Annotated in this window: 8 protein-coding genes; 1 reads left to right on the top strand and 7 read right to left on the bottom strand. The window is 73.5% G+C overall.

Features of this window, described 5'->3' with window-relative positions:
• Nucleotides 1-58: 58 nt before the first annotated feature.
• From ABT247_RS29140 to ABT247_RS29110, 7 genes are all read right to left on the bottom strand, one after another.
• Nucleotides 59-1,753 (bottom strand): DoxX family membrane protein, encoded by a 1,695-nt coding sequence (locus ABT247_RS29140; RefSeq protein WP_350748275.1) that lies wholly within the window; start codon nt 1,751-1,753, stop codon nt 59-61.
• Nucleotides 1,754-1,921: 168 nt separating this feature from the next.
• Entirely contained in the window at nt 1,922-2,911 is a 990-nt protein-coding gene (rlmB, locus tag ABT247_RS29135; protein ID WP_350748272.1) for a 23S rRNA (guanosine(2251)-2'-O)-methyltransferase RlmB, read from the bottom strand.
• 136 nt (nt 2,912-3,047) lie between these two features.
• The gene (gene cysS / locus ABT247_RS29130) at nt 3,048-4,442 is read right to left on the bottom strand and encodes a cysteine--tRNA ligase (RefSeq protein WP_350748269.1); all 1,395 of its coding nucleotides are present in this window, start codon (nt 4,440-4,442) and stop codon (nt 3,048-3,050) included.
• A 270-nt stretch (nt 4,443-4,712) separates the two neighbouring features.
• A complete protein-coding gene (locus tag ABT247_RS29125; RefSeq protein ID WP_350748266.1) occupies nt 4,713-5,108 on the bottom strand; it encodes a PPOX class F420-dependent oxidoreductase in 396 nt (131 codons plus the stop codon).
• 155 nt (nt 5,109-5,263) lie between these two features.
• Entirely contained in the window at nt 5,264-5,755 is a 492-nt protein-coding gene (gene ispF, locus ABT247_RS29120) for a 2-C-methyl-D-erythritol 2,4-cyclodiphosphate synthase (protein ID WP_350748263.1), read from the bottom strand.
• Nucleotides 5,745-6,470 carry a 2-C-methyl-D-erythritol 4-phosphate cytidylyltransferase gene (ispD, locus tag ABT247_RS29115; protein ID WP_502892524.1) on the bottom strand — a complete coding sequence of 242 codons (726 nt, stop codon included), beginning with the start codon at nt 6,468-6,470 and terminating at the stop codon, nt 5,745-5,747. The genes ispF and ispD overlap by 11 nt, the downstream gene beginning before the upstream one ends.
• A 291-nt stretch (nt 6,471-6,761) precedes the next feature.
• A complete protein-coding gene (locus tag ABT247_RS29110; protein ID WP_030244332.1) occupies nt 6,762-7,244 on the bottom strand; it encodes a CarD family transcriptional regulator in 483 nt (160 codons plus the stop codon).
• A 570-nt stretch (nt 7,245-7,814) separates the two neighbouring features.
• Here ABT247_RS29110 and ABT247_RS29105 point away from each other — a divergent pair.
• Complete coding sequence (locus tag ABT247_RS29105) at nt 7,815-8,528, top strand: DUF461 domain-containing protein (protein ID WP_350748260.1); 714 nt, start codon at nt 7,815-7,817, stop codon at nt 8,526-8,528.
• Nucleotides 8,529-8,579 lie beyond the last annotated feature (51 nt).

Here is an 8,579-nt window from a genome sequence, read left to right as displayed (position 1 = left end):
ATCGGCAACACAGGAACCGACACCACATCCCTAGACCCAAGACACACGAGTCGGACGGTCATGGCATGACCACAGCGAGTACGGACAGAGGCCGGGAGGAGCGCCCGCCCTCGGCCCCGCCGGCCCCGCCGGACAGGTCGGCCAGCGGGCCGCTGCCCAGCACCCCGCCGAGCAGCCCCGAGCCGCTGCTCGGGCTCGGCTTGGGCGCCGTGCCCGATCCCCCGGCGGGTGGGGTGCTGCGCTGGGCCGGCGCGCCGCCGCCGGGAACGGCGGAGGGGGCGGCCGGCGCCGGGGAGGAGCCGGCCCCGGTCTCCGCCTTGCCGGAGTGCTTGCCGCTCGGCGTGGCGCCGGTCGGCTTGGCGGGGGCGCTGGACGGTGCGGTCGCGCTGGGCGTCGGGGTGGCCGGGTGCGGGGCGGGCGAGGGCGAGGACGCGCCCTGGCCGCCCGGGGCGCCGGACGGGCTGCTCGTCGGCCAGACCGGGGTGCCGTAGTCGGTGGCCGGGCGGGGCGGCGCCTGGTGCGGCCGGGCGCTGGTCCGGACGGCGGCGCCCAGCATCGAGCCGAGCAGCAGGGTCAGGCCGACCACGATGGTGGTGACCACCGTGCCGCGGCGCAGCACCCGGCGGCGCAGGGCGCGCGGCGAGCCCGCGCCGAAGCGGCGCCAGGCCTCGAGGTTGAGCCGGCCGTCCAGTGAGGCGAACGGCGCCCCGGCGATCAGCAGGGGGCTCCACGCCGCGAGGAAGATCAGGTCCGGGGTGTCGTAGACCGGTACGGCCCGCCAGCTGACGGTGAACAGCAGCGCCGCGGAGAGCAGCATCGCCGCTCCGGCCGCGAGCCGCTGCCACAGGCCCAGGACGGTCAGCACGCCGACCACGATCTCGGTGAACGACACCACCAGGCCGGAGCCGACGGGGTGCGCCATCGCGAAGGCGAGCAGCGGTTCGGCGACCTTCCACGGGTGCAGCGAGGAGAGCCAGCGCACCATGGAGCCGCGCTCGCCGCCGTCGAAGTACACCGGGTCGCAGAGCTTGCTGAATCCGGCGTAGACGGAGAGCGAGCCGAGCACCGCGCGCAGCGGCAGCAGCACCAGGCCGAGGTCGACCCGGCGGCCGGGGTACCAGGGCTGCTTGCCCCCGGCGTCGGTGGCGGACACCTCGGGCAGTTCGCCGCTCGGGGTCCAGCCGTGCGGCTCGCCGACCGGGCCGACGCCCGCGTCGGTGGCGGTGCCGGTGCCCTCGCGCGGCTGGCGGGGAACGGTCCGGGCGCCCGCGTAGGCCGGGAGCACCTGGGTGTCCGCCTCGGCCCGGCTGTCGCCGCCCGGCGCGCCGCTCTGGCGGACCGCCTCCAGCAGCTGGGTGGCCGCGAGGTCGCCGGGGGGCGCCTGGCCGGTCCAGGTGACGGCGGTGACCCGGCCCTTGCGGCGGGGCGCCCCGCCGGTCCCGGCCCCGGCCCCGGCCAGCGCCGGGACGGCCGAGGCGGGCACGACGACCTGCGGGGTGACCAGCGGACGGCGGATCAGGCCCTGGTTGGCGTACGGGTCGCCGAACGCGGCGCCGGTGGACAGCAGTCCGGCCGGGGCCTCGATCAGCGGCGCCACGGGGCTGCCGAGCCGGAGGCGGAAGCTCGCCTGGGTGCTGCTGAGTCGCGCCGGATCCGACGGCACCTTGACGGTGTCGAGCCCGGGGCCCGCGTCCATCCCGGTGCTGCCGCCGCCGAACAGGGGGCGCCGAGGTGTTCTGGTGTCCACGTCCACGCCCGTCTAACCGGGTGACGGCCGCTTAGGACACTCTCCCGGGTGGATGTCCGGCGCATGCTTGAAGTGATCATGAAAAAAGCGATCGGACCCGGTCGGGCCCGATCGCTTTTCACTCGGATCGCGGGGAATTCAGCACATCACCTGCGGACGGAGGTCCGGCTGTGCTCAGCGCTTGGCGCGCAGCCGGGCGGCCTCGTACAGCACGACGCCCGCCGCGACACCGGCGTTCAGCGACTCGGTCAGCCCGGACATCGGGATCCGCACCCGCATGTCGCAGGTCTCCGAGACGAGCCGGGACAGGCCCTTGCCCTCGCTGCCCGCGACGATCACGACCGGGCCGGTCAGCAGCTCCAGGTCGCCGATCTCGGCCTCGCCGTCGGCGGCCAGGCCGACCACCATCAGGCCGGCCTTCTGGTAGGCCTCCAGCGTGCGGGTCATGTTGGTCGCGCGGGCGACGGGCAGCCGGGCCGCAGCGCCGGAGGAGGTCTTCCAGGCACCGGCGGTCATGCCGGCCGCACGGCGCTCGGGGATCACCACGCCGTGCGCGCCGAAGGCGGCGGCGGAGCGGACCACGGCGCCGAGGTTGCGCGAGTCGGTGACCCCGTCCAGCGCGATGATCAGCGGATCCTGGCCGGCGTCGGCGGCCTCCTCCAGCAGGTCCTCGGGGTGCGCGTACTCGTACGGCGGGACCTGGAGCACCAGGCCCTGGTGGTTGAGCCCGCCGGTCATCTGGTCCAGCTGCGGCCGCGGGGCCTCCATCAGCGGGATGCCGCGGTCGTTGGCGGCCTGGAAGGCTTCGCGGACGCGGTCGTCGGTGTCGATGAACTGCTGGACGTACAGCGCGGTGGCGGGCACGTCGCCGATCAGGGCCTCGACCACCGAGTTGCGGCCGAAGACCAGCTCGGCGCTGCCCGCGCCGCCGCGACCGCCCCGGCCGGCCCCGGCCCGGCGCATGCCGGCCCGGGCCTTGGCGTCCCGCTCGCGCTTGAGCGCGGCGTTGGCGGCGCGCTGCTTCGGGTGGCCCTTGCGCGCCTCTCCGGGCGGGGTCGGGCCCTTGCCCTGCAGCGCCTTCCGGCTGTGCCCGCCGGTCCCGACAGACGCGCCCTTCTTCGATCCGGGGTTGCGGCGGTTCCTGCGCTGGCTGTTGCCGGCCATGGCTGTACTTCCTGTCTGTCCGGCATGCCCGGCCGCCCCGCTCGGTGCGGCGGCAGCCGACGGCATGCGCTACGTCATGCGGGAGGGCCGCACCGGTCCGGTACGGCCCACCCATCACCCCGATCGTCAGATGGGGTTACTGGCTGTTGATCGTCCAGCGCGGGCCGGACGGGGTGTCCTCGATCGCCAGCCCGGCCAGGCCGAGCTGGTCGCGGATGGCATCCGCGGTGGCGAAGTCCTTGCGCTCGCGCGCCGCCTGCCGCTGGTCCAGGACCAGGCGGACCAGCGAGTCGACCACGCCGTGCAGGTCGTCGCCGCGCTCAGCCCCGGCCCAGTGCGGGTCGAGCGGGTCGAGTCCCAGTACTCCGAGCATCGCACGGACCTCGGCCAGCCGCGCCACCACGCTCTCCTTGTCGTCCGCGTTCAGGGCGCTGTTGCCCTGGCGGACGGCGGTGTGCACGACGGCCAGCGCCTGCGGAACGCCGAAGTCGTCGTCCATGGCCTCGGCGAAGGCCGGCGGCACCTCGGGGGCCGCGTCGACGGAGCCGCAGCGCTCCACGGCGCGCTGGACGAAGCCCTCGATCCGGCCGAAGGCGGCCTCGGCCTCGCGCAGCGACTCCTCGCTGTACTCGATCATCGAGCGGTAGTGCGGGGCGGCCAGGTAGTAGCGGAGCACGATCGGCCGCCAGCGCCGGACCATCTCGGAGACCAGCACCGAGTTGCCCAGCGACTTGCTCATCTTCTCGCCGGCCATGGTGACCCAGGCGTTGTGCGCCCAGAAGTTGGCGAAGCCGTCGCCGTAGGCCTTGGACTGGGCGATCTCGTTCTCGTGGTGCGGGAAGATCAGGTCCAGCCCGCCGCCGTGGATGTCGAAGGCCGGGCCCAGGTACTTGTGGGCCATCGCCGAGCACTCCAGGTGCCAACCGGGACGGCCGCGGCCCCACGGGGTCTCCCAGCTCGGCTCGCCCGGCTTGGCGGCCTTCCACATCGCGAAGTCGCGCTGGTCGCGCTTGCCCGTCTCGCCCTCGCCCTCGGGCTGGCGCAGGTCGTCCAGCTTCTGGTTGGACAGCGCCAGGTAGTCGGGGTACGACTTCACGTCGAAGTAGACGTTGCCGTCGGCGGCGTAGGCGTGGCCCTTCTCGATGAGGCCCTGCATCATCTCGATCATCTCGGGGATGTGCCCGGTGGCCCGCGGCTCGACGGTGGGCGGCAGGCAGCCGAGCGCGTCGTAACCGTCGTTGAAGGCGCGCTCGTTCTCGTAGGCGATCTGCCACCACGGCGTGCCGAGCTCGCGCTCCTTGGCGATGATCTTGTCGTCGATGTCGGTGACGTTGCGGGCGAAGGTCACCGTGTAGCCGCGGTAGGCGAACCACCGCTGCATGACGTCGAAGTTGAGCCCGGACCGGATATGTCCGATGTGAGGCGCCGACTGGACGGTAGCGCCGCACAGGTAGATCGAGACACAACCCGGTACAAGCGGGACGAAGTCGCGTACCTGGCGGGTGCTGGTGTCGTACAGACGAATGCTCACAGCGTCAAGCGTAGTGGGCGGCGGGGAGTGCCCCGCGACATTCCCCGGGAATGCGGACCGCACCCCCGGGGGAATCGCCGGTCCCGGCCGCCGGTCGGACCGGTCGCGGACGGGGAGCGCGCCGGTCCGAAACCGGCCGAACGCCCTGGCCGGCAGGCCCGCGCGCCGCGCCGGCCATCGCGTGCCGGCCATCGGACGCCGGCCATCGCGTGCCGGTCATCGCGCGCCGGTCATCGACGCCGTCATCGGACGACGACCGTCGGACGACGGTCAGATGCCGCCGACCACCTTGCGCGGGGAGAGCCGGATGACCACCCGGACGTCGTCCGGGCCGTCCCAGGTGTACTTGTCCACGCCCCGGTACTTGGCGGCCAGCTCGTCGATCAGCTCCCGGCCGCCCTCGGTGGTCATCGTCACCGAACCGCGCGCCTCCAGGTACTCGTACGGGCTCTCCGGCGGGTTGATCACCAGCGAGACGCGCGGGTCCTTCACCAGGTTGAGGTGCTTGCGGCGGCCCTCGACGGTGGAGAACAGGATGTCGTCACCGTCCCGCTTGACCCAGACCACCGAGGACTGGGGGCTGCCGTCCGGCTGGATCGTCGACAGCACGGCGAAGCTCTTGCCGTCGATCAACGCCTTGGCCCTGTCGGAAAGTTCGACTCCCATCGGAAACCTCTTCTCGTCGGCGGCGGTACGGCCCGGTGCGAGCTGCGCGCGGGCCCGGATCGCACACTACCCATCCGGGCCCCGGCGAAGCCTGTTGAACACCCGTCAGGGGCCGCCCGTTCCGGCCCGCGGCCCGGTCGCCCGGCCCGCCAGGCTCAACGCCGCGCGTACACCAGGGCGGTGGCGATCGCGGCCAGCCCTTCGGCCCGGCCGGTCAGCCCCAGGCCGTCGGTGGTGGTACCGGACACCGACACCGGGGCGCCGACCGCTTCGGACAGCACGCCCTGCGCCTCGGCCCGCCGCTTGCCGACCTTCGGCCGGACGCCGATCACCTGGACCGCGACGTTGCCGATCTCGAAACCCGCCTCGCGGACCAGCCGGGCCGCCTCGCCGAGCAGCTTCACTCCGGAGGCACCGGCCCACTCCGGGCGGTCGGTGCCGAAGTGGGCGCCCAGGTCGCCGATTCCGGCGGCCGAGAACAGCGCGTCGCAGGCGGCGTGCGCGGCGACGTCCGCGTCCGAGTGCCCGGACAGCCCGAACTCGGCGTCCGGCCACTCCAGTCCGGCCACCCAGAGCGGCCGGCCGGCCTCGAAGGCGTGCACGTCGGTGCCGATCCCCACCCGGGGGATCAACGGCTCAGTAGTCATCGGCGGCCCTCCGGCGGGCGAGTACGGCCTCGGCGAGCACGAGGTCCAACGGGCGGGTGACCTTGAACGCCTCCTCGTGGCCGGGCACCACGACGACCTGGCCCCCGTAGCGCTCCACCAGGCCGGCGTCGTCCGTGACCGCCGGGGCGTCGGCGCCGCCCGCGGCCTCCTCGGCCAGTGCCTTGGCGTGCACCTCGACCAGGGTGGCCCGGTCGAAGCCCTGCGGGGTCTGCACCGCGCGCAGGGTGGCCCGCTCCGGGGTGTCGACGACCGGCTCGGGGCGGCCCGGGCTGGGCTCGACCCGCTTCACGGTGTCGGCCAGCGGCACCGCGGGCACCACGGCGGGCGCCCCGGCCCGGACGGCGGCCGCGACGGCGTCCACCACCTCGACCGGGACCAGCGGACGGGCCGCGTCGTGCACCAGGACGATCTCCACGTCCTCCGGGATCGCGGCCAGACCGAGCCGGACGGACTCCTGGCGGGTCGAGCCGCCGGCCACCACCCGGACGTCCTTGCCGGCCAGACCGTGGCTGTCCAGCAGGGCGACCACGTCGGCCACCCCGTCGGCGGGCGCGGCGACCACGACCAGGCCGACCGCCCGGCTGCGCGCCAGCGCCCGTACGGCGTGCACCAGGAGCGGGACGCCGCCCAGGTCACGCAGGGCCTTGGGGGCACCGGGCCCCAGCCGCTCACCGCGTCCTGCGGCGGGCACCACTGCTGCTGCGACTGCTGCTGAGGCGTTCAGGTTTCACTCCTTCGGCGAAGTGGGTATGGCCTTGGCGTGCCCGGCGGGCGCAGGGGCCCCTTCCGAAGAGACACGGTCCACCGCAGCCTGCCGCACAGCTCCGCAAAAACGGTCTTGCAGGCCCGGACCGGCTCGGGCGGGAGACGTCGTCCGGACACGCCTCAGCGCCCGAAGTGCCACTGCACCACTCCCGGACGTTCCGTCCAGGGAGCGGCGCGCCGACACCGGGCGCTGTGAGCGGTGGGCGGCAGCCCGACTGCCCTACGAGGCGAGCACCTCGTCGAGCAGCGTCTCCGCCTTGTCCTCGTTGGTGTTCTCCGCCAGCGCGAGCTCGCTGACGAGGATCTGGCGCGCCTTCGCGAGCATCCGCTTCTCGCCGGCCGAGAGACCGCGCTCGCGCTCGCGACGCCAGAGGTCGCGCACAACCTCGGCGACCTTGATAACGTCACCCGAGGCGAGCTTCTCCAGGTTCGCCTTGTAGCGACGGGACCAGTTGGTCGGCTCTTCGGTGTACGGTGCGCGCAGCACCTCGAAGACCCGGTCCAGACCCTCCTGGCCGACTACATCGCGCACGCCGACGAACTCCGCGTTCTCGGCGGGCACCCGGAGCGTCAGGTCTCCCTGCTGCACCTTGAGCACCAGGTAGGTCTTGTCCACACCTTTGATCTGGCGAATTTCGATGGCCTCGATCAGCGCGGCCCCGTGATGGGGGTAGACCACCGTGTCGCCAACCTTGAACGTCATGTGACAGGACCCCTTCCGTGGCTTTCCAGAATAACACGCCTCGCGGCGCACCCGAAGGGCGTTTTCGCAGGTCAGGGCCGGTCTCGGGGCTTGACAAGGACCCCCATGACGTGCTGCGACCGGTGTTCGACAGGAGCTTCCCGCAGGTCGGAGGCGGTTCCGGCACCTGACGAAACCCTTGCGCAACCCCCCGGTAACCGTGATTGGATCTTGAGCTTTCACCCCTTTTCGAGTCGTGATCCGATCGTTATTTGATCTTGGTCGAAGCTTGTCCTCGGGGCTCCTCCCCGGCCTCGCCCTTGGCGTGGCGCGGCGGGCGCCCCCTCGGAGCGGCGCCTCGGAGCGCCCTTTCGGATCGGCGCCTCGGAGCGCCACCGCGGCGGGTGCGCTCGGACGGTGTGCCCGGAACGCGCCATCCCCGAGGCCTCGGGCACCGGCGCCCGTACGGCCGGACGGCCCCCAGGGGGCCCCGGGAGTGCGACACGGGGACCACCCCGTGAGGAGCGCATAAGTGAGGTCGATAATCTGAGACCTGACCTGTCGACACGTGACCTAGGAGAAGCCGCCGCCGTGAGCCGCAGCCTTCGACGCGGCAGCATCGCCGCCATCGCCGCCATCGCCATCGCCTCGCTGTCCTCCTGCGCGGCCGGCAACACGCCGGACACCCTGCAGATCAAGCCCGACAACGCGGCGGCGACCGTCGGGACGAACCTCCGGCTGAACAACATCGTGCTCGTCACCGGGGCGGGTACCTCGACCGACTACACGGGCCCCGTGAACGTGGTCGTCAACATCTCCAACACGGCAACCACGCCGGCCGAGCTGCAGTCGATCGCCGTCGGCACCAGCAGCGCCACCTTCGCGGACGCCGCTGGCGCCCCGCTGTCCAGCATCGTCATCCCGGCCGGTGGCTCGGTGTCGGTCGGCGGCCAGGGCAACCCGTCCGCCACCGTCCCGGCGGCCTCCGTCCGCGTCGGCGGCTTCGCCACCACCACCTTCACCTTCAAGGACGGCCAGAAGGTCGACGCCCAGGCCGCCGTCAGCCCGGACTCGGGCCCCGGGGGCCGCGGCCTGTACAACGGCTACGGACCGACGCCGTCGGCCACGACCTCCAAGAGCGCCACCCCGGCCTCCCCGGGCGCGACCACCCCGGCGGCCACCCCGTCCGCGGGCGCGACCACCCCGGCCGCCCCCGGCACCCCCTCGGCCGGCGCGACCACCGCCGCGGCCACGCCGTCCGGTGCCGCCGGCGCGCCGACGACCGCTCCGGCCGCCGCTCACTGACGCGACGCACCGCCTCCCGCCGGCCCGCTCCGGGCGCACGGGAGAGCCGAC

The sequence above is a fragment of the Kitasatospora sp. NPDC001539 genome (assembly GCF_040298565.1).
GTDB lineage: Bacteria > Actinomycetota > Actinomycetes > Streptomycetales > Streptomycetaceae > Kitasatospora.
The sequence above is the reverse complement of the archived record's forward strand: the minus strand, read 5'-3'. Positions and strand labels throughout refer to the sequence as shown.

Coding starts and splice junctions, on each gene's coding strand:
- rlmB (WP_350748272.1), bottom strand. CDS start 2,911: ATGGCCGGCAACAGCCAGCGCAGGAACCGCCGCAACCCCGGATCGAAG.
- ABT247_RS29110 (WP_030244332.1), bottom strand. CDS start 7,244: ATGACGTTCAAGGTTGGCGACACGGTGGTCTACCCCCATCACGGGGCC.
- ABT247_RS29125 (WP_350748266.1), bottom strand. CDS start 5,108: ATGGGAGTCGAACTTTCCGACAGGGCCAAGGCGTTGATCGACGGCAAG.
- ispF (WP_350748263.1), bottom strand. CDS start 5,755: ATGACTACTGAGCCGTTGATCCCCCGGGTGGGGATCGGCACCGACGTG.